General features: G+C 67.3%; 17 protein-coding genes and 3 pseudogenes. 6 read left to right on the plus strand and 14 right to left on the minus strand.

What is annotated here, in order from left to right; translation table 11 throughout:
* Window positions 1-788: 788 nt before the first annotated feature.
* Window positions 789-1,088: a DUF4304 domain-containing protein gene (locus tag IPN47_08180; protein ID MBK9408012.1), complete on the minus strand. Its 300-nt coding sequence runs from the start codon at window positions 1,086-1,088 to the stop codon at window positions 789-791.
* 150 nt (window positions 1,089-1,238) lie between these two features.
* On the minus strand, window positions 1,239-1,955 hold the full coding sequence (locus IPN47_08185) for a PD40 domain-containing protein (protein ID MBK9408013.1): 717 nt from the start codon (window positions 1,953-1,955) through the stop codon (window positions 1,239-1,241).
* Window positions 1,956-2,617: 662 nt separating this feature from the next.
* Here IPN47_08185 and IPN47_08190 point away from each other — a divergent pair.
* Window positions 2,618-3,304, plus strand: coding sequence for an amidohydrolase family protein (locus tag IPN47_08190; protein ID MBK9408014.1), 687 nt, complete (start codon window positions 2,618-2,620; stop codon window positions 3,302-3,304).
* Window positions 3,305-3,376: 72 nt separating this feature from the next.
* Here the strand turns inward: IPN47_08190 and IPN47_08195 are convergent, their stop codons facing one another.
* The 4 genes from IPN47_08195 to IPN47_08210 form a co-directional block, all read right to left on the minus strand.
* The gene (locus IPN47_08195) at window positions 3,377-4,033 is read right to left on the minus strand and encodes a TetR/AcrR family transcriptional regulator (GenBank protein MBK9408015.1); all 657 of its coding nucleotides are present in this window, start codon (window positions 4,031-4,033) and stop codon (window positions 3,377-3,379) included.
* Between the two features lie 33 nt (window positions 4,034-4,066).
* Window positions 4,067-7,345: an efflux RND transporter permease subunit gene (locus tag IPN47_08200; protein ID MBK9408016.1), complete on the minus strand. Its 3,279-nt coding sequence runs from the start codon at window positions 7,343-7,345 to the stop codon at window positions 4,067-4,069.
* 5 nt (window positions 7,346-7,350) lie between these two features.
* On the minus strand, window positions 7,351-8,547 hold the full coding sequence (locus tag IPN47_08205; GenBank protein MBK9408017.1) for an efflux RND transporter periplasmic adaptor subunit: 1,197 nt from the start codon (window positions 8,545-8,547) through the stop codon (window positions 7,351-7,353).
* A gap of 116 nt (window positions 8,548-8,663) precedes the next feature.
* A complete protein-coding gene (locus IPN47_08210; protein MBK9408018.1) occupies window positions 8,664-10,043 on the minus strand; it encodes a TolC family protein in 1,380 nt (459 codons plus the stop codon).
* Between the two features lie 419 nt (window positions 10,044-10,462).
* Between IPN47_08210 and IPN47_08215 the strand changes: the two genes are divergently transcribed.
* Together IPN47_08215 and IPN47_08220 are read left to right on the plus strand one after the other, a co-directional pair.
* On the plus strand, window positions 10,463-11,104 hold the full coding sequence (locus IPN47_08215; protein ID MBK9408019.1) for a TetR/AcrR family transcriptional regulator: 642 nt from the start codon (window positions 10,463-10,465) through the stop codon (window positions 11,102-11,104).
* A gap of 77 nt (window positions 11,105-11,181) precedes the next feature.
* A pseudogene (locus IPN47_08220) lies at window positions 11,182-12,677 on the plus strand (response regulator).
* Here IPN47_08220 and IPN47_08225 read toward each other — a convergent pair.
* The 4 genes and pseudogenes from IPN47_08225 to IPN47_08240 all read right to left on the minus strand — a co-directional run bounded on the left by IPN47_08225 (window position 12,639) and on the right by IPN47_08240 (window position 15,069).
* Window positions 12,639-13,400, minus strand: coding sequence for a hypothetical protein (locus IPN47_08225; protein MBK9408020.1), 762 nt, complete (start codon window positions 13,398-13,400; stop codon window positions 12,639-12,641). The pseudogene IPN47_08220 and the gene IPN47_08225 overlap by 39 nt on opposite strands.
* Window positions 13,401-13,661: 261 nt before the next feature.
* Complete coding sequence (locus IPN47_08230; protein ID MBK9408021.1) at window positions 13,662-14,351, minus strand: hypothetical protein; 690 nt, start codon at window positions 14,349-14,351, stop codon at window positions 13,662-13,664.
* A 112-nt stretch (window positions 14,352-14,463) separates the two neighbouring features.
* Window positions 14,464-14,781, minus strand: a pseudogene (locus tag IPN47_08235) (HigA family addiction module antidote protein).
* A 15-nt stretch (window positions 14,782-14,796) separates the two neighbouring features.
* Window positions 14,797-15,069: pseudogene (locus IPN47_08240) on the minus strand (type II toxin-antitoxin system RelE/ParE family toxin).
* 193 nt (window positions 15,070-15,262) lie between these two features.
* Between IPN47_08240 and IPN47_08245 the strand changes: the two are divergent.
* Window positions 15,263-15,499 (plus strand): hypothetical protein, encoded by a 237-nt coding sequence (locus IPN47_08245; GenBank protein ID MBK9408022.1) that lies wholly within the window; start codon window positions 15,263-15,265, stop codon window positions 15,497-15,499.
* A 1,103-nt stretch (window positions 15,500-16,602) separates the two neighbouring features.
* On the opposite strand, the gene IPN47_08250 is transcribed toward IPN47_08245, so the two are convergent.
* From IPN47_08250 to IPN47_08265, 4 genes are all read right to left on the minus strand, one after another.
* Complete coding sequence (locus IPN47_08250) at window positions 16,603-17,700, minus strand: integron integrase (protein MBK9408023.1); 1,098 nt, start codon at window positions 17,698-17,700, stop codon at window positions 16,603-16,605.
* 877 nt (window positions 17,701-18,577) lie between these two features.
* Entirely contained in the window at window positions 18,578-19,888 is a 1,311-nt protein-coding gene (locus IPN47_08255; protein ID MBK9408024.1) for an NAD(P)-binding domain-containing protein, read from the minus strand.
* A gap of 139 nt (window positions 19,889-20,027) precedes the next feature.
* Complete coding sequence (locus tag IPN47_08260) at window positions 20,028-22,037, minus strand: sulfatase-like hydrolase/transferase (GenBank protein ID MBK9408025.1); 2,010 nt, start codon at window positions 22,035-22,037, stop codon at window positions 20,028-20,030.
* Window positions 22,038-22,111: 74 nt separating this feature from the next.
* Window positions 22,112-22,576 (minus strand): DinB family protein, encoded by a 465-nt coding sequence (locus IPN47_08265; protein MBK9408026.1) that lies wholly within the window; start codon window positions 22,574-22,576, stop codon window positions 22,112-22,114.
* A 107-nt stretch (window positions 22,577-22,683) separates the two neighbouring features.
* Between IPN47_08265 and IPN47_08270 the strand changes: the two genes are divergently transcribed.
* The gene (locus tag IPN47_08270; protein MBK9408027.1) at window positions 22,684-24,711 is read left to right on the plus strand and encodes an Ig-like domain-containing protein; all 2,028 of its coding nucleotides are present in this window, start codon (window positions 22,684-22,686) and stop codon (window positions 24,709-24,711) included.
* 376 nt (window positions 24,712-25,087) lie between these two features.
* The gene (locus IPN47_08275) at window positions 25,088-26,083 is read left to right on the plus strand and encodes a hypothetical protein (GenBank protein ID MBK9408028.1); all 996 of its coding nucleotides are present in this window, start codon (window positions 25,088-25,090) and stop codon (window positions 26,081-26,083) included.
* The last annotated feature ends 29 nt before the right edge of the window (window positions 26,084-26,112 follow it).

Raw genomic sequence — 26,112 nt, forward strand, 5'->3', positions numbered from 1 at the left:
AGAGGCGGCCGATGGGCTGTGGCCACGCGGTCGCAGGCGAGGGCGAAGGGAAGCTCCACGGCGCGTAGGCGCCGCCATCCACGACCTCGATCAGCACCAGCGCGCGCACATCATCGTCCTGGGGCGAGCGAGCCGCCCATGCGTCGTAGGCGGCTCTGGGGAGCGCCGCAAGGACGGGCGCGACCTCCTCGCGCCAGAAGGTGGCGAGGGCGGCGGAGTCCGCGCGGACACTGCGTGCGATGGACGCATCGGTGGCCACGCGGAGGCGCGTGGCCGTCCAGCCGCCGTTCGCGCGTCGGCGGAGAATGAAGGAAACACCGCGTGTGGCGTGGAGTGGGGCGAGGTGCACGCGGAGCTCGCGTGCAGACGCTTCCACGGCCCTCCCGAGTGGGGGATCCGCGAGCGTGTCCCGCATTTGCGGCAGCGTGGCGATGAGACGCACCAAGTGAAGCGAATCGAGGCCGAGCCGGCGCGGTGTCGGCGTCTCCTGGCCCCAGGCCGCAAGCGGAAGTGAGAAATGAGGAGGAGGCGCACTTCACGAGTGTACTTGGCGCGCAGGAGAGGACGCCTAACGTCTGGGTCGAGCTGCAACTGGCGTATAACAGAGGCGGCGTAGCCGCCTTCCGCACATCCTGCCAGTTGTCAGCTCCAACCGCATGTTAGGCGCCCCTGACGAAGCCAACAGGGCTGTGGCCTCCTTCGTGACCCAGTTGCGGCTGGGCGCTGACGCTGAAGTACTGACGCGCGCCCGGAGATGGTCGACAATGTCCAGCCACGGCACTGCGTGCTCAATCACAAGAGTCTCCAGCTCCCGCGCCCCGACATTCTGCTGCATCGGTTTCGAAGTCGAGCAGGAGCTTAGCGCTCCCGGTTCGGCCATGAGTCACTGCCGGAGGCGGATGCGGATGGGCAGGAGGCTCCGCTCGGCCGCTCGCGGTCACCAGCGCGCGGTAGACGCCAAGATTGACGAACGACGGCCCCCATTGGGACCCCCTGAGATTGAAGACGCCCACCGCTGGCGCGTTGGTCCTCCGCCATGTTGCTCCTGCCTTCCCGAATCCCGCTGCCTTGAGCGCCGGCGAGAGCATGCTGAAGCCACTTGGAGTTATCGGATGCCATCAGTCGGTGCGCCTAACGTTAGCGTTGAGCTGCGAGGGCCAGCTTAGAGTGCGGCCGCAGGCCGCACGAATCAATAGCGCCCTCGTCTGCTCCAATGCAGTGTTAGGTGGCCTCGCGCGCTAGCGACGCGGGCGCCAGGCTGCGTCAGTGGCATCGCCTCCAAGCACGTCCGGGCCCTCTGATCCGTCCGGCCGCACTGTGCGTAGCGTCGCCCGAGGGTACGACACGGACGGCAGCCCACCCCGATTCTGCTGAAAGAGAATGGACCGACCGTCCGGAGACCAACGCGGAAGATTATCGCCTGCTCCCAACAGAACGGCCGCGTCAGGAGTGGTGATGCGGGTCTCCGATGTTCCATCGCGATTGACCACGAAGATCGCACTGCTCACTTGGTAGTGCCCGGCAAAGACGAGCCGCCTTCCGTCCGGTGACCAGTCAGGGCCACTGGCTTCCACCGTCGAGACAACCCGGCGAAGCGCACCCGTGGCTGCATCGATCACAATGAGGCGTCGATCTGGATAGCGAACGCCGGCGATTTCCCGACCATCTGGCGACCACGTCGGAGTCTCGGCATAGAAGCGCTGAGTGCCAAGCGGTACGGCGCCCGCCCCGGCGGGCCCTCCCACGAAGAGAAGGTAGCCCACATTGAAAAAGCCTCCCGTGAAGAAGGCAAGATGAGCGCCGTCAGGAGACCACGCCGCGGAGCCGGTGAACTCGTTCGGGGATCCGGTCGACTCGTTCGGGCCAACGATGACCGTCTCGCGTCCGTCGGGCAGCGAGACCAAGACGAGGTCAGTGCTGGGGTAGGCAGCATCACGCCGCAGCGAGCGATTCACTACGACGCGAGTCCCGTCGGGCGACCACCGCACCGCTGAGAGTTGGTAGTCAGCGAGTGACCCCGATAATGGCGGCGTGAGCACTCGCTGCGGCTCGTGCCATCGAGGCGCGCCGTATAGAGCATCGCGGCTCCTTCGCGCCAGCTAACAAATGCGATCTCATCCACTGCGTTAATGGGCGCAGTGTTGTCTGCGCACGCCAGCGCAATAGCGGCGTGTCCAAGCACAAACAGGGATCGTGCCGGTCTGCTGAAGCGAACCAACGTCAACATAGTACCTCCTCTCCTTGACCACCTAACGTCCAGCTGAGCTGCGCGGGCATCAGATAGAGTGCGTCCGAAGGGCGCACGAATCAATAGCGCCCGCGTCTGCTCCAGCGTTAGTTAGGCATCACGCGGGGCGGGAAGTGGCACGGCAGTGTCGGCGCATCCAAGTGACAAGCAGCGGCACGGGGTCCGCCTGCGACGCCGAGAGTGGCGTGAAGTCGCTCTGGACGGCCGCGCGCACCGCGGCGGAATCGTCGGCCTCGAGCATCGTTTGCCGCCGGGCGTGCTCGACGGGGTCCATGGACGCCCGCCCCGTGGCGCCAGTGGCGGGGCCGCTGGGACCGAGAGCGACCATAGCAGTGAGCACAGGCCCCTGGCTCGGGAGCGATGGGCTGAATGAACATCACCGAGCTCCTCGACGGCTATCCCGGCCACGAGCACAACTATCCGGTGTATCCGCTGTTCAAGGATGTGGTCGAGCTGGTGGCGCAGAGCGGGATCACCTACACGCCTACGCTGCTGGTCGCCTATGGCGGGCCGTGGACGGAGAACTACTGGTACGAACACTCCGACATTCACGCTGACGCCAAGCTGCGGCGCTTCATGCCGCCTTCGGAGATCGACCAGCGGTCGATGCGGCGCCCGCAATGGTTTCGCGACGACCAGTACATCCATCCCCGCCTCGCCGAGCAGGCGAAGAAGATCATCGACGCCGGTGGAAAGGTCGGACTGGGCGGGCACGGCCAGCTGCAATGGCTGGGCGTCCAGTGGGAGTTGTGGTCGCTCGCGTCGGGCGGAATCGCCCCGATCGACGTGATCCGGATCGGCTCGCTCACCGGTGCCGATGCCATCGGCGTTGCGGGAGATCTGGGGTCGCTCGAACCGTGCAAGCTGGCCGACCTGCAGGTGCTCGACGCGAATCCACTCGACGACATCCGCAATACCAACACCATTCGCTACGTCATGAAGGACGGGCGGCTTTCTGATGGGGACACGCTCGACGAACGCTGGCCGCGCAAGCGGGAGCGGCCCAGGCCGTGGTGGATGGACGGGAGCGAAGCAGCGCGGGGGACGGGGCAGTAGCGCCGCGTCGTCCCACGACTCAGCGTCGGCGATGGTGCAACCTCGCCCTTCCGATGTCCACCGCGCCGAGCGCTACGAGTCGAGCGCCTCGTCTGGCGGCGGCGACCATTCCCACCCGATGCCGCGTGGCGTGTCGCTCGCCAGCCAGCCTAACGCGCGCAGGAACGTGCGCGCGTAGCGCTGCGCGGTGACGGCGAGTTCGGATGCGTCATGCCCTGGTGTCTCGTCACCCTCGACCGCCACGGTGTTCGCCAGCAGCGCTCCCACGAACATGCGCACCGCGGCCTCGCGGTCGCGCGGGAGCGCCGGATCCTCGTAGCCGAGTCGCGTCACATAGGCGTCGAGCACCGTGATACTGTGGCTAACGACCTCCGTCGCCTCGCGGCGGATCTGCTCGTGCGCGCGCTGCACGGCAAAGCACTGGCGCAGCAACGCGGCCAGATGGCGCAACCGCTGCCACTCGGCCGCGTACCAGGCCGCCAGCTCGCTGGGCGGATCGAGGGGAAACTGCGGGAGCGAGGCCGGGCGCTCTTGCATCGAGCACGCGTGCACCGCTTCGTCGATCAACTCGTCCTTCGTTCCAAACAGCCGGAAGAGCGTGACCTCGTTCACCGATGCTGCCTCGGCGATGCGCCGGCTCGTCGCTCCGGCCGGCCCGTACGCGGCGAAGACACTGGCCGCAGCCGCCAGCAGTCGCTCGCGCGCTTCGGGCTTGGGTGTCTCGAGCATCGTCGCGTCCGTCATCTCATGGCTCGCCATCGCTCAGTCTCCCCAGATCGGCTGCGGAGCAAGCCCCGCTGCCTGCTGTTCCTCGGTGATCTCCTGTTCGCGATCGGGCGAGACGACCTTCCCCTTGAACCACGATCCGAGATCGTCGAAGTACGTATAGGCCACCGGGACGACGATCAGTGTCAGCATCGTCGACGTGAGGAGGCCGCCGATGACCGCCCGCGCCATCGGCGAGCGGAAGCCGCCCCCCTCGCCCATCCCCAGCGCCACGGGGATCATCCCCGCCACCATCGCCAGCGTGGTCATCATGATCGGGCGCAATCGCACCACCCCGGCATCGACCAACGCCACGAAACGATTGGACCCCAGCGCACGCCGCTCGTTGGCGTTGTCGACCAGGAGGATTGCGTTCTTGACCACGAGCCCCATCAGCATGATCACGCCGATCATCGACATCATGTTCAGCGTCGTCCCGGTGAGCTTGAGCGCCAGCAGGACACCAACCAGCGACAGCGGAAGCGAGAGCATGATCGCCACCGGCTGCGTGAACGACTCGAACTGCGACGCCAGGATGAGGAAGATCAGGATGACCGCGAGCGCCAGCGTGTCGAGCACGTAGCCCCCCGTCTCCGCCAGCTGTTCGGTGTCGCCGCCGAGCGAGATCGAGTAGCCCGCGGGGAGGTTGAGCGCGGCCACGCGCGTGTTGATCGCCGTCGATGCCTCGGAAACGGACGTCTCCAGCGTGAGGTTCCCCGAGATGGTGACGATGCGCGAGAGTGCCTTGCGGTCGATCTGCGCTGGCGCCGTCCCCTGGGTGATCGTGGCCACGTCGCGCAGCGGGATGGTCGACACCCCGGTCGCTCCGCGTGCCGCCGTGGGAACGGGGATCTGCCCCACGTCTTCGAGCGATCGGCGGAACTCGGGGGCGAGCTGCACGACCACGTCGCGCTCCTCGCCCGTGGGATCCTCCCACCGCGTCGCCGTCTCGCCGGCCATCAGCGGGCGAATCGTCGCTGCTGCCTGGCCAACGTCGATCCCGATCCGGTTCGCGACGTCGCGGTCGAGCGAAATGCGGTACTCGGGCTTCGGGTCGCCTAACGAGGATTTGAGGTCGACGACTCCCGGAACCTCCTTCACCGCCGTCATCACCTGCCCTGCAATGCGCGCCAGCTCCGTCGTCTCGGGGCCGCGGATCTCGATGGCGATCGGCGGACGGATCCCGCCGATGTCGCTGGCGATGTACACGCCGGTGCGCATGCCATAGATCGGGGCGAGCGCGGCGCGTGCGGCGACCATCACCTCCTGCTGCGAGCGGCTGCGCTTCGCCGCCGCGTGCAACTTCACGTACATCTCGCCGCTGGTCACCGTCCCCGTCGCTCCCGCGCCGACCGTCGTGTAGATGTAGTCGACTTCGGGGAGCCTCCTGAGCGTCGCCACCGCCTGCTCCACCTTGCCACGCGTATACGCAAGGCTCTGCCCGGCCGGCGCCTCGACCTGCACGACGAATTCTCCCTTGTCGGTGTCGGGCATGAAGCCGCCGCCGATGAAGGGGACGAGCGCCATTGCACCCACGAGACTCGCGGCCGCGATGGCCAGCGTCGACTTCCGGTGGCGCAGCGCCCAGGTGATCACGCCGCGATAGCGCTCCGCCTGCCGGTCGAACCAGGCATTGAACGACCCGATCACGCGCGTGACGACGTTCCCCCCTTCGCCACGGTGCGGATTGACCCCCCACCAGGCGCTCAACATCGGCGTGAGCGTGAACGACACGAAGAGCGAGACCAGCACCGCCCACGAGACCGTGAGCCCGAACTGGTAGAAGAAGCGCCCGATGATCCCCTTCATGAAGGCGACCGGGGCGAAGACGGCCACGATCGAGAGCGTGGTCGCCATCACGGCCAGCGCGATCTCCTTGGTCGCCGTCCGCGCTGCCGTGAAGTGATCGCGCCCCATCTCGCGATGGCGCACGATGTTCTCCACGACGACGATCGCGTCGTCGATCAGGATGCCGATGGAGAGCGACAGCGCCATGAGGGTGAGCATGTTCAGCGTGAAGCCGAGCGCGCTCATGAGGATGAAGGAGGAGATGACCGAGACCGGGAGCGCCAGCGAGGTGATCGCCGTCGCCTTCCAGTCGTTGAGGAAGAGCATCACGATGATGATCGTCAGCACCGCGCCCAGGAGCAGCTCGTGGATGACGTCCGACACCGAGTTGCGGATCTGCACCGAGTTGTCGCGGATCACCGACAGCTCGATTCCCTTGGGGAGCGTGGCGCGCAGTTCGGCCAGCGCCTGCTGCACTCCGTCGGCCACTGCGACCGTGTTCGCCCCCGACACCTTGATGACATCGAGCGCCACCGCGCGCTCCACGCCTAACAAGGCGAGCGATCGCTCCTCCTCGTTCCCGACCTCGACCCGCGCGATCTCCTTGAGGCGCACCGGACTCCCGCCGCGCGTGGCGACGATCACCTCGTCGAACTGCGCCGGGTCGGTGATGCGTCCCGTGACCCGGACGATGCGCTCGTTGGGTCCCTGATCCACGCGCCCGGCGGGGATCTCCAGGTTCTGCCGCTGCAGCGCCCCCATGACCTCGGGGACCGTCACGCCTAACGCCTGCAGCTTGCCCGGCAACAGGTTGACGCGGATCTCGCGCTTGAGCCCACCCGAGATGCGCACCTCACCCACCCCCGACACCGACTCCAGCTTGCGCCGCAAGTCCTCGTCGGCCAGGGTGGTCAGCGCCACCAGCGGCGTCGTCTTGCTGGCGATTGCCAGCGAGAGAATCGGCTGGGCATTCGGGTCGAGCTTCTGCACGAGCGGCGACTCGATGTCGTCGGGCAGGTCGCGCTTGATCGTCTCGATCTTGGTCCGGATGTCCTGCGCCGCAACGTCGCCGTTGCGATTGAGGTCGAACTCCACGATGACCTGCGAGATCCCTTCCAGCGACACCGAGACGAGGCTCTTCACCCCCTGCACGGGATTGAAGGCCTCCTCCATGCGCCGCGTCACCTCACGCTCGACCGTCTCGGCGCTCGCCCCCGGGTACACGGTCTGCACCGTCACCATCGGGAGGTCGACGTTGGGGAACTGGTCGATCGCCAATCCGCGATAGCTGAAGATCCCCAGCACCACGAGGGCCAGCATCATCATCGTCGTGAAGACCGGTCGCCGGATGGCGAGCGCGCTCAGCCCGCTCCCGCCGCCGGACTCACCGTGCGACCCGCGGGTAGCGTGCGACGCGCTTGTCGCGTCGGACGCGCCGGCGTCGAGCGACTCGTTCGGCTCCTGTGACTGCTTCGGCTCGTTGGACATCACCACTATTCCTTGCCCGAGACGACGCTGACCACGATGCCATCGGCCACGTCGGTCGTAGGCGTGACGATCACCTGGTCACCGGTCGCCAGTCCGGTGGTCACCGCCACGGTGCCGGTCGCTTCATCGTGGGCGCCGAGCGTGACCGCGCGTTGCGTGACGCGCCCATTGGTCACGACGAAGACATGCCCCCCTTTCCCATCGGGAGCCGCCCCTTGCACGGCTGTCATCGGCACCACGATCGCCGTCACGCTTCCGAGTGCGATGCGCCCCCGTGCGTACTGCCCGCCCACGATGCGCCCCTTGGCGTTGGCCAGCTCCACGTGCACCCCCACCTGTCGAGTGCCGGGATCGGCCACCGGGTCGACGCGCGCCACGTGACCACGGAAGTCCTCGCCGGGGAAGGCGTCGAGACTGAAGGTCACCGACTGCCCCACCTTGACCCGCGCCGCGTCGTCCACGCCGATCTGCCCCGCCAGGTCGAGCGTGCGCCCGTTGACCACCACGAGGATCTCGTCGTTAGGTGCGACGCTCTCGCCGTCGCGTCGCGTGCGCGCGCTCACCACGCCATCGATCGGTGATACCACGCTCGTGTAGTCGGCCGCTTCGGCGGCGCTCGTCTCCTGCGCCTTCGCCGCCGCCACCTGCGCCAGCGCCGATTCGTATCCCGCCTCCGCACTCTGGCGCTCGATGGCCGACATCGCGCCCGCCGTGAACAGTGTGCGCGCCGCCTCCAGTCGTTGCCGCGCCAGCGCGTGATTGGCCTCGGCGGCGGCGACGTTCGCCCTCGCTCCGGCGGCCTGGCTCACGATCCCGGCGGCGCGAATCGTCGCCAGGCGCTGGCCGCGTCGCACTGTCGAGCCGCGGTCCACGCTCAGCCCGGCGATCGTTCCACCGACACGGGCGCGCAGCGCCACGACCTCCTTCGGCTGCAACGGACCGCTGAGGACGATGGCATCGCCGATCTCCGCCTGGGTCGCGGCGATCAGGTCCTGCGACGTCAACACGATCGGCGCCTTGCCCCTGGCGTTGGCGCCAGTTGCTGTGCCGCCGTTGGCGGTGGTCGTGGCGGCGTCCTTCGCATTCGCGCCGCCGCAGGCCGCCAGTGCAACGAGGGTTCCGGTAAGCGCGAGGCGCCGCGTCATTCCGGCGGCGGAGGCGCGCAGGCGACCGACGGGTGGCGGCGATGGCGAACGGTGCATGCGGCGTGACATCGGGCGTTGGTCAGGAAGGGCTGAAGAAAGAGAGCTCGGCGCGGTGTGCGAGGCGCCAGCGGGTTCGGTCAGGTGCAACGAGCCTTCGGGGATGGGCATCGCGGTCACCTCGCGCGGGAACTGGCCGACACGGGAACGCGCCCGAGGGCACGGTCGACACCCGCATCTGCGAGGAGGAAATCGGCCGTCGCCTGGGCCAGGTTGGTGCGCGCCTGCAGGAGGGCGAGCCGCCCATCCGACACCTCGAGCTGCGTCGCCAATCCCTGCTCGTAGCGGAGCACCGTGAGGTCGTGGACGCGCTGTGCCTGCTCGACGTTGCGCGTCCTCGCGGCAATGCTCGAGAGTGCGCGGGCGCGCTCGCCGCGTGCGCGTTGGTATTCCACCTGCACCCCTTCGCGTAGCTGCCCGAGCTGCAGCCGCGATTTGTCCAGCTCGATCTGCGCCTCATGCAGCTCCGCCATGCGCCGGAAGCCGGTGAAGAGCGGCAGCTGCACGGCGACCGACGCCGAGACGTCGCGCCGGAGCGGCGTCCCCGACAGGCCGAATACACGGTCGGGAAAGAGCTGCCCCCCGTAGTTCATCTGGAGCGCGACCGACGGGAGGAAGTTCCCGCGCGCGATCGTCACCTGCCGTTCGCGGATCGAGACCTGTCGGTCGGCGGCGGTGACCAGCGGGCGATCGTCGGCCATCCGCGTGGGATCGGGGTCGGCGGTGGTATCGACGAACGTCGGCGCCACCAGCGCCGTCGTGAGACGAATGGGCTGCGTCAGCGGCAGGTCGACGAGCCGCTTGAGGTCGAGCAGCGACACCTCGGCCGCGTTGCGCGCCTCGACCAGTTGCGGGCGCAGGTTCTCAGTCGCCACGTCGGCTCGCAGCACTTCCAGCTCGGAGGCGCTTCCTGCCTTGAGCCTCAATCGCTCCTGCGCCAGGAAGCGCTCCGCCTGATCGAGCGCGGCCTGCGCGATCTGCTCCAACTGCTGGGAGAGTGCTGCGCGCACATAGGCGCGCCGTACCTGGAGCGCGACTTCCGACACCTGCTCGCGGAAGTCCAGGCTCGCCATGTCGCGATAGGCCGACGCGATCTTGAGCGCCGAGCCCACGCGTCCGCCGGAATACAGCACCTGCGTCCCCTTGATGCTCCCCACGTAGGTGTTGGGACGCCCGAACGGGAGACTGCTGAAGAGCGAGGCGATTCCGCCCAACCCCGCCTTGGCGGCGTTGTCCTCCAGATACTTGAGCCGCTCGTTCACGCTCCCGGTCGAATCAGGTTCGAATCGCATCGAGTCGGGGAGCGTCACCGCCCCCGTGTTGAACGGCGAGCGATACGTCCGGGTGTAGGAGAGCGACGCATCAACCTGCGGGAGCGCCTGCGCCCGCACCGCCGTCACCTGTGCGCCGGCGAGCGAGACCTGCGCCCGCGCCAGTCGGACCTCCTGGCTCTCGCCAAGTGCGCGTGCAAGCGCTTGCTCGAGCGTGAGCGCCACGCTGTCATCTGCTGCGACTGCCTGACGAGTGCCGTCGGTACTCAACGCGACGCCCACACGCGGACTGGACTGCGCCTTCACCGCCACCGGACCTAGAGCGAGCAGGGCGAGCAGCGCGAGTAACGCCGTGGCCGAGAGCTCATCTCGCCTTCTCAGAGCGTCAAACCGGTGCGGTTCGGCCGATGCCCGAGCCACCCGGGGATTTCGATTGTAAGTGCGCACTTGCTGACACGCGTCTGGTGAACTGAAAGTAGAACACAATTTCTACTTGCAACGTAGAGGGGCGCTTTCTAAAATGTCAATCCTAGAATGACGGTTCTGTTTTGAAGTCGTCACATGTCGAAAGCACGGGCGCGCGTGCTGGGGAGTCGGAAGGGAACGAGCCAATGCGCGGTCCCTCATCATGGTCGGAGGTGGCGATGAACGACGAAACGCGAGACACGGGCGAGAGCGCCGCGCAGCGACGCCCGCGTCAGGAGCGTGGCCGGCGCCGCGTCGATGAGATCCTCGACGCCGCCGAGTCGCTGATCGTCGAGGTGGGCGCCACCGCCTGCTCGGTCCAGGAGTTGGCGCGACGCGCCGGATCGTCGGTCGGGTCGATGTACCACTTCTTCCCGACCAAGGACGCCATCTTCGACGCCCTGCGTGTCCGCTACGCCGCCGAGGGGCACGCCATGGCGGCCGAGATCCACGCGCAGGCCGCCGAGTGGGCGCGCCTTCCGTTTTCGGAGTTCGTCGATCGAATGCTCGCCCTGATGACCGACTTCATGGCGCGCACCCCTGCCTACTTCGTGCTCAACAGCATGGAGTCAGGGCCCGCCATCAAGGACGCGGCGGCGCATGTCGCGGTTGGAGAAGCGCTCATGGCCCTCCTCTCCGCGCGTGACCCTTCCGCCTCGCGCGCCGACTGCTCGAGGCGCGTCGAGGTACTGATGGTGATCGGCGACGGGATCGTCTCGCAGCTTGGGCGCGCCGCTTCGACCGAGCGCCCGCGATACATGGACGAGCTGCGTCGCGCCATTCTCGGGTACCTCGGCACGTACGAAGAGGCGCAGCAGTAGCTCGACCATTCGCACGATCATCGGCTCCCACCTATACTCGCCGCGCCCGACTTCCCCCTCGAGCCGCGGAGCAATTCGTGTCAAAGCCTGTGATCCTTACGGTCGACGACGATCCATCCGTCCTCGCCGCCATCGAGCGCGACCTGCGGCGCCGGTATCGCGATGACTATCGGGTGATGAAGGCCGCGTCGGGGGGCGCAGCGCTGGAGGCCGCCCGCGAACTGGCCGCGCGCAACACGCTGATCGCGCTCTTCCTCGTCGATCAGCGAATGCCGGGGATATCGGGGACCGAACTGCTGCGCGAGGTGAAAGCGCTGCACCCGAACGCCAGGCGCGTCCTCCTGACCGCCTACGCCGACACCGATGTCGCGATCTCGGGGATCAACGACGTCGGGCTCGATTACTATCTCGTGAAGCCGTGGGATCCGCCGGAGCAGCGGCTCTATCCGGTGCTGGACGATCTGCTGGCCGAATGGCGCGCCCGCGTCATTCCCTCGTTCGAGGGGATCCGCGTCCTCGGCTCGCAGTGGTCGCCCCCGTCGTTCCTCGTCCGTGAGTTTCTCTCGCGCAACCGCGTCCCGTACGAGTGGGTCGACCTCGACGCCGACGCGACGGCTCGCGCCCTGGCCGAGTCCGTCGCCGGCGACCTCACGCGGCTGCCGGTGGTGCTCTTCCCGGACGGCACGCATCTCGTCGCACCGACGCAGATGGCACTCGCCACCAAGTCAGGAATGCAGACGCAGGCGAGTCGCCCGTTCTACGATGTGGTGATCGTCGGCGGTGGGCCGGCGGGGCTCGCCAACGCGGTCTACGCGGCGTCCGAGGGACTACGCACCGTGATCGTGGGAGGAGAGGCCGCGGGCGGACAGGCGGGGACGAGTTCGATGATCGAGAACTATCTCGGCTTTCCGGCGGGCGTGTCCGGTGCCGATCTGGCGCATCGCGCCACCACCCAGGCCAGGCGATTCGGCGCCGAGATCCTCACGGGCCAGGAGGTGGTGGGGTTGCGTCGCGAGGACTCGTACCGCGTCGTGATCCTCTCTGACGGCACCGAACTCACCACGCGCCGATGGCCTCGGAGCGCGCCATGTCACAGTACCTCGTCGATCGCATCCACTCCACGCCGAATATCGAAGTGGTTGGCAACGGCGAAATCGAGTGCGTGCAGGGCGACACTGAAGTGCGCACGGTCGAGTTGAAGTCGGTCAAGACCGAGGAGCGAATCACGATTGCGGCGTCGGCGCTGTTCATCTTCATCGGGGTGCAGCCGCATACCAAGCCGTTCATCGACCTGCTGGCGTGCGACGCGTCGGGCTTCATCCTCGCGGGCGCCGACATCCCGGTCGAGCATGGTCGTCCGCGCGGTTGGCCGCTGGCGCGCGCCCGCTACATGTTCGAAACGAACGTCGCCGACGTGATTGCAGCTGGCGACATCCGCTCCGGCGCCAATCGGCGTCGTAGCTCAGCTGCGGCCGAAGGACATAGAGCGCGCGCCGCGCGCGTACAATCGTTCGGCCGACTGCTGCAGCGTGTGTTATGCCGCGTCGGATTGAGGTGGCGACAGCAGCCATGAGTCACGACGGAAGTCGTCGTACAGGTAGATCCTGTCAAATGCGCTCGCGAAGGGCGGCTGAAGCACAGACGGATCGAAGGACATTGCGGACGAAAGCCGAGAAGAACGAAAGGCGATCAACAACCAGGCGCGATCCACCCTCGTGAGATAGCGGGGGAGCAGGCGCTCCTTGGTCGCGACCACCTCGGCCAACTTGGCTCGCTCAATTGGTGCAATCCACGCAAACCCCGGCGCCATCCAGAAGTGTTGTGCGGCGCGTTCGGGGTAATGTACCGTCATGGCCACTACGGCGTCCCATACGTCGGCGAGTCGTTCATCTCCGTCACCAAGCGTCACCGAAGTGCCTGGCGCGATGGGCGACTCGTGGCGGACAATACTGACTAGTCGCTGAGCAAGCGAAGCGAGATCGCGGCCGCTTGGTTGCCAATGCTGGCTGAAGTGAACGGACACCGCGAGCGGTGGATCGCCGCCCTGGAGCATGAGATCCTGCGCGTTCGCGAGCACGCTGGCACGCGCCGACTCAAGCGCTTGTGGCGGCGAGGTGGACGCGCCGGATGCGACGAACAGCTCCGTCACCTCGATGCCGACCCTGCGTTCTTTGCCGCGCACGATGAAGTCAGGCGCCTCCGAGGGCTCAACATCGCCGTCAGGAAAACGGGTGCACACATCGCGGAAGCGCGTCAGAAGCGCTAGCTCGGCGCCCTTCTTCGTCGCACGGGTCACATCGCGTGATTGTTCGGCGGCATAACGTCCAGTTCAGCAGCGAGGGCAGCATACAAAGTGCGGCCGGAGGCCGCACGTATCATCAACGCCCTCGTCTGCTGCAACGATAGTTGTACCGCGCGCTATTTCTTAGGAGCTGGATTGCTCGGCGGCGGTGGTGGCGGGCCCTGCGGGGCCGTCTTTGGCGCCGGTGGCGTTACTGTCGTGCGAGCGCCCTCGTCGATGCGGCCGGGATGATCCGCGGGCGGCGTTGTCTGAATTCTAAAGCCCTCCTTCGACATTCGGAGCCTCCCTCGCAAAGAGTGGATGACCGACTGCTGGACCAACCCTCTCATCACCTACGCTGGCCACTGCTCCCACACTTTGCACCAGTCGCGCCGGAATGTGCATAGCGGAGTAGTTGCTCGCGACGTATTCCCCGGTCGCGCCGTCGCGCAGCGCAGGCTCGCGTAGAATGAGGTCGCGCTCGGAGTCCTGGACGCCAGTGTCCGCAAATGCGAGGATGCCGGCCCAGACATCGCCGGTAGTAAGCGTCACCACGATCCATCGCTCTCGCACGCATGAGGAAACGAACTCGGACCAGGCGGACGGGTGCTTGCTCGCACCGGCGGCCTGCGACACGAGGGCATGAACCTTCGCGGCAGAGAAGCCAATGAGCGCGGAGCCCATGAGATGCCCCGCAAACGGAATCAGCACCAAGAGAAGCTGTGATGCCTTGAGTGAGAGGTAGGTGCTAGGAATGACATGGGCCGCCGGGAGGAAGTCGAGCCATGCCGCGACGACTGCGTAGAGGAGAAGGCCAAGCGCGGAGAAGGCGACATGCTGCACGGCGGCTTGCCACTCCTTCTGCCGCCAGTCGGAGGAAACCGTTTGGGTAAACGCGTAGACGCCGCACGCGCCTGGCACGATGGCCAGAACTACGACTAGGAATGCGGCGGCGGAGGTCGGCACCCTCAATGTCTCCTAACTTTGGCGGTATAACGTTTGGGTTCACCTGCAGCCGAAGGCTATCGCGCGAGCGGAGCGAGCGTACCATAACTCGGCTGACTGGTGCAACCCTCTGTTATGCGACGCGCAGGGGCTTGATGCGGGCGACGTCGTCCTTGATCCGCTTGTCCGGCCTCCCAGAGATCGACATTGCGCTGGGCGTTGAGCCAGAACTCTGCGCTGTTGCCGAAGAGCCGGGGGAGAGCCGGAGCGCCATCTCAGGACGGAGGGCGCGCCGCTCGCGGAGCAGTTCGTTGACGGACTGCCAGGACACGCCCAACGCCTCCGCCAGCCCGGCGACGGTGAGCGCGTAGTCGGGCATGAAGTCCTCGCGGAGCATCTCCCCGGGGTGGGTGGGCCGCCGCTTCATGGTACGGGGATGCGGGATACTCATGCGAAGCACTCCAGCCTAGTGATAGTCGCACACTTCGACGTCGTAGGCATCGCCGTCGACAAAGCGGAAACAAATGCGCCACTGATCGTTCACGGCAATCGCATGCTGGCCCTGCCGATCGCCGCGCAGCGCATGCAGGCGATTGCCGGGGGGCACTTTCAGGTCGTCGAGGACGTCGCCAGGTCACATGCTCCAGCTTGCGCGCCGCGCCACGTCGGGCGGAAAGCGCTTGGCCGCGCCCGTGGCAAACAGGTCCTGCGTGCGTTTGTCGGCGAACGACTTGATCACGCGTCAAGTGTAACGCATCACGTGACGCATGTCAAATGGCGTCAGTCGGTTCGCATAACGTTTGGTTCACCTGCAGCCGAATTCGATCGTGCGAGCGCAGCGAGCATACATCTGCTCGGCTGTCTGGTGCAACCGAGTGTTATACGGCACGGCGCCGAAACAAGGCGGCCAATCGATAGCCCAGACGACCAAGATGGCCCAGCTCATGCAACGCCGCCAGCTCGCGCTCGCGGCGGGCACGATTCGAGAACAGCTCATCGGGATTCTCCAAGCGCTCTTCGGCCTCATCAACCAGCCGATCCGCACCGGGTATGCGACGCGCGAACGCCGCCTCCTGGCGTACGCAGACGCGTTCGATTCGGCCGCGTGCCGCCTCATGGTATCGAAAGCCGGCGCGCGCGAGGCGCGCGTGCGCGCCCTCGTGCACTAGCGTAAGCGCCAAGTGAGCAGGCGTTGTGGCGTCCGAGGTGACGTAGTCGAAGTCGAGTACGCACATGCGAAGCTCGTAGCGGCACTGCGCAATCGCGGCTGGTGCCCGAACACCCACACGCGAGGCAAGTCGCGGCGCAGGTACCGAGGCGGCGCTCGTCATGCTCTGCGAGAAGTGCCACCGCCGCGGCGACCTTCTCGAAGATGACCGTGCGCTCGCGGCGAAGGGGAGCAGGGCGCGGACATCAAATCCGCTCACTTCTCTCCGACGGCCGAATCGGTACGCGAACCGAAGGAATCGGTCGGCTGCCGATGAATGGTGCGCACGCACAAGAGTCCCTAGGTCGGATCTGCCGTATAACGTGTGGTTCAGCTGCGCGCGAAGGCAACCGAGCGAGCGCAGGGAGCCTCACAGCTCGCCCGTCGCTGCAACTGTCGTTACAGCGCGGGGCCGGACCGGTGGGTGCGGTTGCATCGTGCCAGCGCCTGCGCACGGGTCCTGGCGCGCGGGCCTGCGCACAGCGCTTGGCGAGGCACGCGGGTTCCGACACGGACATCCGGAGAGCCCCGTGTGGGCCGACGGCCGCGACGGGCCAAGCGTGCGAGGCCCAACCGGTGAGTTCGAGAAGGGCGCGACGGGCGGCGCGCCACGCCCGGCGGCAGCGGCGGGGGGCGGCAGCGCCACACGGGCTCGCCGGGGCCGCCCGCCGGGGCCCCCCGGCCGCCCCGGGCCCCCCCGGGCCGACCGCCGGGGCCACGCGAACCGGCCCCGCCCCGCCCCCCCGCGCGGGCGGCGGCCCGCCCCCTCGCCGCCGCGGGGCTCCGCCCCGCCGGCGGGGCCCGTGCGGCCGGCGCGCGGACCGGGCCCGTCCCCGGCGGGCGGGCCCCGCGGGGTAACGTGCATTGATCAGTCTACCGATGTCCCGCACCTCGTACTCACCACGGGCATGATCGGCGACCTATTGCAGGATAACGCCGGACTCCCGGTCCGGCCAGAATGCTGCAAGTCCGCAACACGTCAGGTCTTACCCTGCGCTCGTCGTAGCGGGGATATCGCGTTATCCGTGCGTAGAGCAGGGGATAACCCGACTCGGCACGAGAGCGTCACTGGCGTCGGAGGCGGGAGGGGATCGATGGCCTCACAAAGGGAGTGGGAGAGTCGGAGGCGGGGTCGCCAGCGGCGGAGGATGGCGCCCGCGGCGGCTGGACGACGTCGACCGTTGTCAAAGGAACCGCAGGCGGCGTAGTGTCGAGACTATCGAGCGGGCTTCGCACCCCGGTACCGCTCTCCAACACGTGCAGATAGAGCATGGTGGTGGATACGTCACGATGTCCCAGCAGCGATTGCACGGTGCGGATGTCGTATCCGGCGCGCAGGAGTTGCGTAGCAAAGGAGTGACGGAAGGTGTGTGCCGTCACTCGCTTGTTGATGCCGGCGAGGCTGGCGGCTTGAGTGATGGCGCGCGAGACGGTCGTTTCGTACAGGTGATAGCGCATCAGCTCGCCCGTGTCGCCGTCGCGGTACTGCCGCGTGGCGGGAAAGACCCACGCCCATCGCCAGTCGCGCCGCGCGCTCGGCACTTTCAGGCCAAAGGCATGGGGGAGCGCATTGTAGCCACCGCCTCGCGACACGTCGGTGAGGTGCAGTTGGCGTGCTCGCATCAGTCGGTCGGACATTGGGGCGATCGTTTGCTCAGGCAGGACGGTACGGCGGTCTTTCCCCCCCTTGGCGTCGCGAAGCGTCAGAATGCGGCGCTGCACGTCGACGTCCTTGATGCGGAGCGTCAGCGCCTCGTTGAGTCGAAGTCCGCTTCCATACAGCAGCATTACGATGAGTCGCAGATCGCCATCCAATTGCCGGAGGATTTCCGTGACCTCGTTGGGGGCGAGAACGGTAGGGATGCGCTTGCCACGCTTGGCCCGCACCACGGCAACGTCGGACTCGATTTCGATCCCCAACACGTGTCGGTACAGGAAGAGGATCGCGGAGAGTGCCTGGTTCTGGGTTGATGCGGCGACGTCGCGCTCGGTCGCGAGGTACCCAATGAAGCGCTCGATGTCACCCTTCCCGAGTTCCCGCGGGTGACGGAGGCCGCTAAAGCGCACGAACCGTTTCACCCAGCCGACGTAGGCCTTCCGGGTGCGATTGCTATAGTTGCGGACGCGCACGGCGGCGCACAGGTCGTCGAGAAGTCGTGACATGAGTGCGATGGCTGAAGGCGGAACGAAGTCGTCCCCTCAATCCAGCGCACTGCGTGCGTCACTACCGCATCATTCGATTGCCGATCGTGCATTTCGAGCGCCGTGCGGGACATCGTCGCCTCGCCACTCGGCACAGCGCGCTCGCCACTTCGCGCAGGCATCTCGTCGATCGAACGCGTCATCTTGCCAGTCGAACGAATCGCCTTGCGGCACGAACGAGTCACCTGTCAGCGCGGCACAGTCCCCTCGCCATCTCGCGCAGCGTCCTCGCCGGCTGAGCACGTCCGCTCGCCGATCAAACCTGTCAGCTCGCAACTCCGCACAGCCTGCTCGCCAACTGAACGTGCGCCCTCGCCAACGCGCACAGCGTCCTGGTCGAATGAACGAGTGATCTCGCCACTCGACGACGTCCCCTTGCCCGATGAACGAGTCCGCTCGCCACTCCACAACGTCCGCTTGCCGGACGAACGAGTCCACTCGCCACCTGACATTGTCTCCTTGGCGGCGGAACGTGTCCTCTCGCCACTCGACCACGTCCCCTTGCCGGCCGAACGAGTCCTCTCGCCACTCGACCACGTCCCCTTGCCGGATGACCGAGTCCGCTCGCCACTCGACAACGTCCCCTTGCCGGATGAACGCGTCTGCTCGCCACTTCACGGCGTCCCCTTGTCGGTCGAACGGGGCCTCTCGCCACTCGACAACGTCCCCTTGCCGGCCGAACGAGTCCGCTCGCCACTCGACAGCGTCCCCTTGTCGGTCGAACGAGTCCGCTCGCCATGCGACAACGTCCCCTTGCCGGCCGAACGAGTCCGCTCGCCACACGACAACGTCCCCCTGCCGATCGAACGCGTCTCCTGATTTGCCTGCAGTCGATCCCTCAACGCGTCCCGTACTTCGTCTCCACCGCGATCCCGAGTTCCTTCAGGAACGGCGTCGGCAAGATCCCCCCAGCACACACGATTACCGCCTGGTTAGGCAAGCTCACCACCTCCCCCTCGTACTCGAGCTCGACGTGCGGCGCGTACACCGCCTTCACCTTCGAGCCGTACATCACGTGGAGCCGCCCCGCCCCCTGCAACTCCTCGACCTTGCGCCGGTTCTTCTCCTTGGCCCGCGTGAACGCCTTGTCGCGATACGACAGCGTCACACGCGTCCCCGGCACCTCGGCAATGGAATGCGCCGCCTCGAGCGCGCTGTCGCCACCCCCCACCACGAGCACGTGCTTTCCCGCGTACTCCTCGGGATCGATCAACCGATACACGACCTTGGGATGGTCCTCCCCCTTCACCCCCAGCTTGCGCGGTGTCCCCGTGCGCCCCAGGCACAGCAGCACGGCGCGCGTCCGATACTCCCCGACGCTGGTCTTCACCACGAAGCCGTCCCCGTCCGGGGTCACCATCTCCAGCCGCTCGTGGTACTGGATCGGCACCTTGGTGTCACGCTCCACCTGCTGCCAGAACTCCAGCAGCTTTTCCTTGCTGGTCTCGGCGATGCGCACCTTGCCCACCAGTGGGAGCTCGACGGGGCGCGTCATCACGATCTTGCCGCGGGGAAACTGGAAGACGGTCCCGCCTAACGTCCCTTGCTCGATGGTGCGAAAGCGCAGCTTGGCTTCCATCGATGCCAGTGACGCGGCAAACCCCGACGGGCCGGCACCGACGATCACCACGTCGAGACGGTCGCCGCTCCCAATCCCGGACAGCTTGCGGATCGAGCCGATCGCCGCCTTCCCCTGGTCGATCGCGTTGGCGACGAGCCCCATCCCCCCCAACTCGCCGGCGATGAACATCCCCGGGACATTGGTCTCGAAGCTCGGGCTCACGTGCGGAATGTCCACGCCTCGCTTCTCGGTCCCGAAGACGAGGTCGATCGCGTCCATGGGACAGGCCGCCTTGCATGCCCCATGGCCGATGCAGCTGGCGGCATCGACCAGCACCGCCTTCCCGTTCACCAGCCCAAGCGGCGAGTGCAGCGGCTGCTCGGGACACGCCTCCACGCAGGCCCCGCACCCGATGCACAGGTGCTCGTCGATCACCGGGTGCAGCGTCGGGGGCTCGTTCACCCCGGCCCGGGTGTTCTCCTCGAGCACCTGCGCCGACTCACGCTCGTGCGCTTGTCGCGACTTCAACTGTCTGGCAATCGCCACGACCGTGATGAGGGCGAGGGCGACGAAGATGAGCGTGGTCATGACGACGGGCAGATTGTGACGTACGTGTGAACCCACGATGAAACGGTCCCACGCACGGTGCGGCAAACTCGACCACACCAGATAGTGCCCTTCCGACGCGCGCGCGTTGCGCTACGTCACGCTCCGCACCGCCGCTCGACTACCGCTTCGCCGCCGCCCCGTACGTCCCGTACGCCCCGCTCCGGTACAGTCGATCGGCGGTGTGAAAGTAGGCGATCGCATCCTCCACCAACTCGCGCCCCGCCGAGTCGGGCGATGCCACGCGACGCAACCGCTTGGCCGGCCGGTCGTACTCGTACAGCTCCGTGGCCCCCTTGAGCCCGAGCACCGCGATGCGGTCTCCCTGCATGAGGGCGATGTTGGAGTTGTGCGTCATGAGCGCACGCCCGCGCTCCGGCGGCACACTGAACACGTCCTGGCCGAACCACTTGCTCTCGTACGTCATCCCCAGGCGCGCCATGATGGTCGCCGGGAGGTCCATGGTCGAGGCCAACGTATTGATGCGCTGTCCGGCGGGGATGAAGCGCGGCGCGTAGAACAGGATGGGGACCTCGTAGCTGGGGAGCGGGATCTCCGAGGCGCCGTACACGCGCGCGCCGTGGTCGCCCATCAGCACGAAAAGGGTGCTGTCGAACCACGGGTGCGTCGCGGCCATGCGCATGAAGCGCCCGAGCGCCCAGTCGGCGTACATGACGGCGTTGGTGCGCTTGCGAGCGTTGGGGTCGGCGGCGATGCGCCCAGCGGGAAACGAGTACGGCTTGTGGTTGGAGACCGACAGCACCAACGAGTAGAAGGGTCGCTGGGCGGCGTGGAGCGAGTCGTACACGGCCAGGGCCTTGTCGAAGATGTACTCGTCGGCGGCCCCCCACGCATTCGTGAACGCATCCTTGGGATAGTCCTTCTGCTCCACGATGAGCTCCATGCCGTTGTTCCGCATGTACGAGCCCATGCCGTCGAACATCGCCCGCCCGCCATAGATGAAGGACGTGTTGTAGCCCCGCTCCTTGAGCACCGACGGCAGCGTGAACAGCCCCTGCGACGCCGGGCGCCTGACGATGGAGATGCCGGGGAGGGGCGGGAGCGACGATGTGGTCGCCTCGAGCGCGCGGATGGTGCGGTTGCCGGTGGAATACGCGTTGGCCAGCACGGTGCCTTCGGCGATCAGCGAGTCGAAGCGCGGGGTGAGCACGGTGTCGCCGCGCGGGTGCAACGACGCCAGGAAGATCGACCCCAGGCTCTCCTCGAGGACGACGACGACGTTGCGGCGCGACTCGGGGACCGCCGAGACGACGCGACGCTCGGTCGGGCGATCGGGGCTCCACGCGGCGCCCCCCAGCGCCACCGAGTCGCCCACCACCAACGACCGGATGCGGGCCGATTCCTCGGCCACCGGGCGCGTGGCATACAACCCCTCGTACGGCGCGTCCTGCCCCATGAAGGCCATCCAGAACGTGTAGTAGCCGTTCAGGGCGATCTCGTTGAGCGCACGATCGTCGCTGACCTTCCCCATCTCCGGCGCGACACCGAAGGTCAGGGCGCCTAACGTGGCGGCGTGGGCGCCGACCACGGCGAGGCGCGAGCGGGCCGGGGTCGCCGCCTCGAGCGCGCGGGCGATGCGACGGCGCGTGAGCCAGACCCCCAGCGCCCCCACCGCGGCGACGCCGAGCAGGATGGCGGGGAGCGGATAGCTCTCCCACAGGTTGGTGACGACCTCCGTGGGAAAGATCAGGTAGTCGACGGCGACGAAGTTGAAGCGGCCGTTGAACTCGTCGAAGAAGATCACCTCGGCGGCGATCACGAAGGCCGAGAGCGCGAAGAGAAAGAAGAGCCACCCTCGCATCCACCCGCGCACGACGCGCGAGGAGAACCAGCGGTCGGGGAGGAGCGCGAGGACCACCACGAGCGGGGCGACGACCCAGAGCGAGGCGAGCACGTCGAAGACCTCACCCACGAGCAGCGCCTTGAGCACCTCGTACAGCGAGGCGTCAAGCTCGCGCCACGCATACGCCAGCAGCGCCAGGCGCGTGACGACTGCCACGACCATCAGCACGACGACGAGCATCGCGGCGAGGGCGAAGCGCCCCAGGCGCGTGCGAAGGCCCGCCGTCGCATCGGCAAAGGGGAGGGCAGGTGATACGGTACTCGCCAAGCAACACTCCGGTCACGAGTTCTCTACCAAGCTAGCGCGGCAAAGATGAATCGCTCGTGAGGGAGGGCGAAAGGTCAGGCCGGGCGCCCTCGGGACCAGAGGATGTAGTCGGTGCTGACGGGGGCTCCGCCGCTGCGACGCATGGTCAACGCCACCTGGCCGCGATGATAGGCGCCATGCATGGCCACGTGCAGGAGGATGTCGAGCACGCGCCCGGTGAAGGTCGCCCCGGAGCTGTTGGTGTAGGTCACGGCGCGCTGCAGCGTCGCGTCGGTCTCAAGGTCGATGAAGCGCTGGTAGTCGCGCGCGTTTTCGTCCGAGAGGACGGCGCACTCCTCCAGCGAGAGCTCGGGCCACACGCCGACGCGGGGGTCGCGCCCCTCGATTCGCGTGATCCAGATGTGCTCGGCCGCCAGCACGTGGGCGTAGCGTTCGATCGACAGCGGGTCGTCGCCCGGCGCGGCGCGCAGCGCCTGGAGGAGCTGGGCGTCGGCCCAGGCCATGTGCGCGAAGAGCGAGCGAATGAGGGGGAGGGACATGGTCGCGTGGGCGCGGTGTTCGGGCGAATACAGGGTGACGATTGACCCCTGCATCCATCGCAGGTGAAGTTGGGGGCGACATCGCCTTCTCCCCAACCAGGATCCTCATGAAGCAGACGCTGCGCGCGGTGACGCTCGCGATCGCGGGGCTCGCCGCGCTCCTCCTCCCGGCACGCGCCGAGGGGCAGGGAAAGGTGGCCAGACTGTTGATCACCCCCAATATCCGCGAAGTCGCCGCCGGCGATACCGTGCGCTTCTCGGCGCAGGCGGTGGATGCGAGCGGGAATCCGGTGGCGGGGGTGCGCATCCGCTTCAACGGCGTCGGGGGCGAAGGGGGGGAGATCGACTCGGCGGGGGTCCTGATCGCCGCCACGACGGGGGTGCAGCCGGTGAGCGTGGTCGCGCTCGTGGCCGGCGACCGCCCGTTCATCGAGCGCTTCGAGGTGCGTCTTGTCCCCGGGCCGGCGGCGAAGGTGACCACGGCCCCGGCTGTCGCGACGCTGGTGGTGGGGCAGCGGGTCCTGCTCAGCGCGCAGTCGTACTCGAGGGCGGGCGACGAACGGACCAAGCGCGACAACTTCACCTGGAAGAGCTCCACCCCCGCCGTCGCGCGGGTGAGCGCCGACGGGGTGCTCAGCGCCGTGGCGGCTGGGCGGGCGACGATCACCGTGACGGCGGGGGGGGCGACGAGTACCCAGGCGGTCACCGTGGTCCCGAATACGATCGCGACGCTCGACGTGTCGCCGGCGCGGACACAGGTGCGCACGGGCGACGTGGTGCGCCTCTCGGCGACGGCCCGGACGGCGAGCGGTCGGGCGATCGCCGGGCTGTCGCCGGTGTGGAGCGTGGCCGGCGGCGAGGGGGTGGTCGAGCAGGACGGCGGCTTCGTGGCCTACAAGCCGGGGCGATTCGTGGTGATGGCGAACGTCGCCGGGCGCACGGCGGAATCGGTGATCACGGTCGAGGACCGCAACGTGCGACGTCCGGTGAGCGTGGTGGGGCGACTGCCGCGCACCGAGTTCTCGACGGCCGAGGTCTGGCTGCACCCGAACGGCAAGGTCGCGTACCTCGGGGCGCACGGCGGCGGCGACCGCTTCTGGACCATCGACATCTCCAACCCGGCAAAGCCGACGATCGTCGACTCGGTGGTGATGAACACGCGCCTGGTCAACGACATCATGACGAGCGAGGACGGGAAGGTCCTCGTGGCCACGCGCGAAGGGGCGGCGGATCGCAAGAACGGGATCGTCATCTGCACGCTGGACGATCCGCTGCATCCCAAGGTCGTCGGCGAATTCACGCAGGGGGTCACGGCGGGGGTGCACTCGGCCTACGTGAACACGCAGCCGAAGTACGGGACCTTCGTGTACCTCACGAACGACGGGACCGGGGCGATGCACGTGATCGACATCAACGATCCGGCCAAGCCGAAGGAAGTGGCCCAGTGGAAGACGCCGCGCGCCGACAACGGGCGCTACATCCACGACCTCGAGGTGCGCGACGGGTTGTTGTACGGCAGCTGGTGGAACGACGGGCTGGTGATCCTCGACGTCGGCAACGGGATCAAGGGGGGGAGCCCGAGCAGTCCGCAGTTTGTCTCGCACTACAAGTACGACCTCAACGCGCTGTACAAGGATGTGGAGATCGAGAGCGGGGCAGGGCACGGGCGCGGGACGCACACCGCGTGGCGTCACAAGAACTACGTCTTCATCGCCGACGAGGTCTATCGCGCCAACCCGGTGAAGGGGGCCAAGGACGCGTCGGCCGACCGCATGTACGGGACGATGCAGGTGATCGACGTGAGCGACATCGAGCACCCGAAGTCGGTGGCCTACTACACGCCGGAGTACGGCGGCGTGCACAACGTCTGGGTGGCCGGCGACACGCTGTACATGGGGGCGTACGACGCCGGCTTCCGCGCCTTCGACATCTCGGGCGAACTGCGCGGCGACCTGCGCGCGCAGGGGCGCGAGATCACGAGCCTGTACACGGGGGACATGCAGGGGAACACGAAGAACAAGGCGCAGACGTGGGGAGTGGTCGTGAACCCGAAGGACGGGCTGGCCTACGTGAACGACTTCTTCAACGGGCTCTGGGTGGTGCGCATCGAGCCGAGGCCGGCGGTGGTGCCATAGGGCGGAGGAGGGGAAGCCGACCCTCTCGAGCGAGGGGGACGAGCACTGGGGACGAGCAGACGAAGAGGCGCGCCGCCACGCGATGGGCGGCGCGCTTTGTTTGTGTGGTGCGTCGCACTTTGGCGTCGTTCATGAACCTCGCGTGAACCCCAGATGAAAGGGCGTGACGACTCGTCAGGCATGTCCGTCATTCTCCTGCGTAACCCATTCACAAACCGCCAGATGCAACACGTTTTGCGACGCAGCGCACAGAGAAAGCTGCCGATTCTGGCGACACTGGCCCGTAGCCTGTGATTGATCGATTGGCCCTCCGTGGATCGGTCACCCATCGAACGCCGACCGTCATCTGGAGTCCGTGCCCTCCGCCCGTTTGCGAATGAACCAGGACAACCTGGCGCGCGTTGTTCCCCTCCCCGCGCCGAGTCACCCGACACCGCACCCGCTCCGCGAGCTCCCTGCGGGGCCGCGAAAGGCGCCCCCCGCGCCGGCCGCACCGGCCACCAAGACCAAGGCGGGGTCGAACATCGCCACGATGGTGATCGTCGTCACATTGCTGGCGATCAACCTGGTCGGTGCTCCCTACTACTTCAGTTCACAGGCCGCGCGCGTTCGTGACCCGCTGCACAAGCTCCTGCGCCCGTCGGGGACGGTGGGGCAGACGGCGGGGATCGTCGCGTTCCTGATCTTCGCCTTTCTCTGGCTGTATCCGTTTCGCAAGAAGTACCGGTCGCTCGCGTTCACGGGGACGATCGGCAAGTGGCTCGACGTGCACGTCACCACGGCGCTGGGGTTGCCGTTGCTGCTGACGATTCATGCCGCCTGGCGCTCGGACGGGGTGATCGGGATCGGCTTCGGCGCGATGCTGATCGTCTGCGCTTCCGGGGTGGTGGGACGCTACCTCTACACCCGGATCCCGCGCGCCAGGTCGGGGGCCGAACTCTCGCGCGACGACGCGGTGGCCGAGCGCAATCGCCTGGTCGACGAGATCGCCGACATGACGGGGATCGACCCCCGCAAGGTGGAGGAGACGCTGGACGTGTCGTCGCCCACCAACGAGAAGGCCGGCGTGTGGCAGGTGCTGCGCGACCTGATGACGAACGACCTGAATCGCTGGCGCCGCATGCGCGAGCTGAAGCGCCGCTTCCAGCAGCTGGACGGCGGGCGCTTCATCCCGGCGGCGGCGCTGAAGCGATCGCTCACGCTGGCCGATCGCGAGATCGCGCTCTCCCAGCAGCTGCGCATGCTGGACGCCACGCATCGCGTCTTCCGGTACTGGCACATCGCGCACAAGCCGTTTGCGCTCACGGCGCTGGTGGCGGTGGTCGTTCACGTCGTGGTCGTCGTGGCGGTCGGCGCGACCTGGTTCTACTGAGCCCGAGCGGATGCCGGATGGCTCGCCCC

The sequence above is a fragment of the Gemmatimonadota bacterium genome, from assembly GCA_016719105.1.
Classification (GTDB): Bacteria; Gemmatimonadota; Gemmatimonadetes; order Gemmatimonadales; family Gemmatimonadaceae; genus SCN-70-22.

Coding starts and splice junctions, on each gene's coding strand:
- IPN47_08180 (MBK9408012.1), bottom strand. CDS start 1,088: ATGCTCTCGCCGGCGCTCAAGGCAGCGGGATTCGGGAAGGCAGGAGCA.
- IPN47_08190 (MBK9408014.1), top strand. CDS start 2,618: ATGAACATCACCGAGCTCCTCGACGGCTATCCCGGCCACGAGCACAAC.
- IPN47_08195 (MBK9408015.1), bottom strand. CDS start 4,033: ATGCTCGAGACACCCAAGCCCGAAGCGCGCGAGCGACTGCTGGCGGCT.
- IPN47_08200 (MBK9408016.1), bottom strand. CDS start 7,345: ATGTCCAACGAGCCGAAGCAGTCACAGGAGCCGAACGAGTCGCTCGAC.
- IPN47_08205 (MBK9408017.1), bottom strand. CDS start 8,547: ATGCACCGTTCGCCATCGCCGCCACCCGTCGGTCGCCTGCGCGCCTCC.
- IPN47_08215 (MBK9408019.1), top strand. CDS start 10,463: ATGAACGACGAAACGCGAGACACGGGCGAGAGCGCCGCGCAGCGACGC.
- IPN47_08245 (MBK9408022.1), top strand. CDS start 15,263: ATGGCCCAGCTCATGCAACGCCGCCAGCTCGCGCTCGCGGCGGGCACG.
- IPN47_08250 (MBK9408023.1), bottom strand. CDS start 17,700: ATGTCACGACTTCTCGACGACCTGTGCGCCGCCGTGCGCGTCCGCAAC.
- IPN47_08255 (MBK9408024.1), bottom strand. CDS start 19,888: ATGACCACGCTCATCTTCGTCGCCCTCGCCCTCATCACGGTCGTGGCG.
- IPN47_08265 (MBK9408026.1), bottom strand. CDS start 22,576: ATGTCCCTCCCCCTCATTCGCTCGCTCTTCGCGCACATGGCCTGGGCC.
- IPN47_08270 (MBK9408027.1), top strand. CDS start 22,684: ATGAAGCAGACGCTGCGCGCGGTGACGCTCGCGATCGCGGGGCTCGCC.
- IPN47_08275 (MBK9408028.1), top strand. CDS start 25,088: ATGAACCAGGACAACCTGGCGCGCGTTGTTCCCCTCCCCGCGCCGAGT.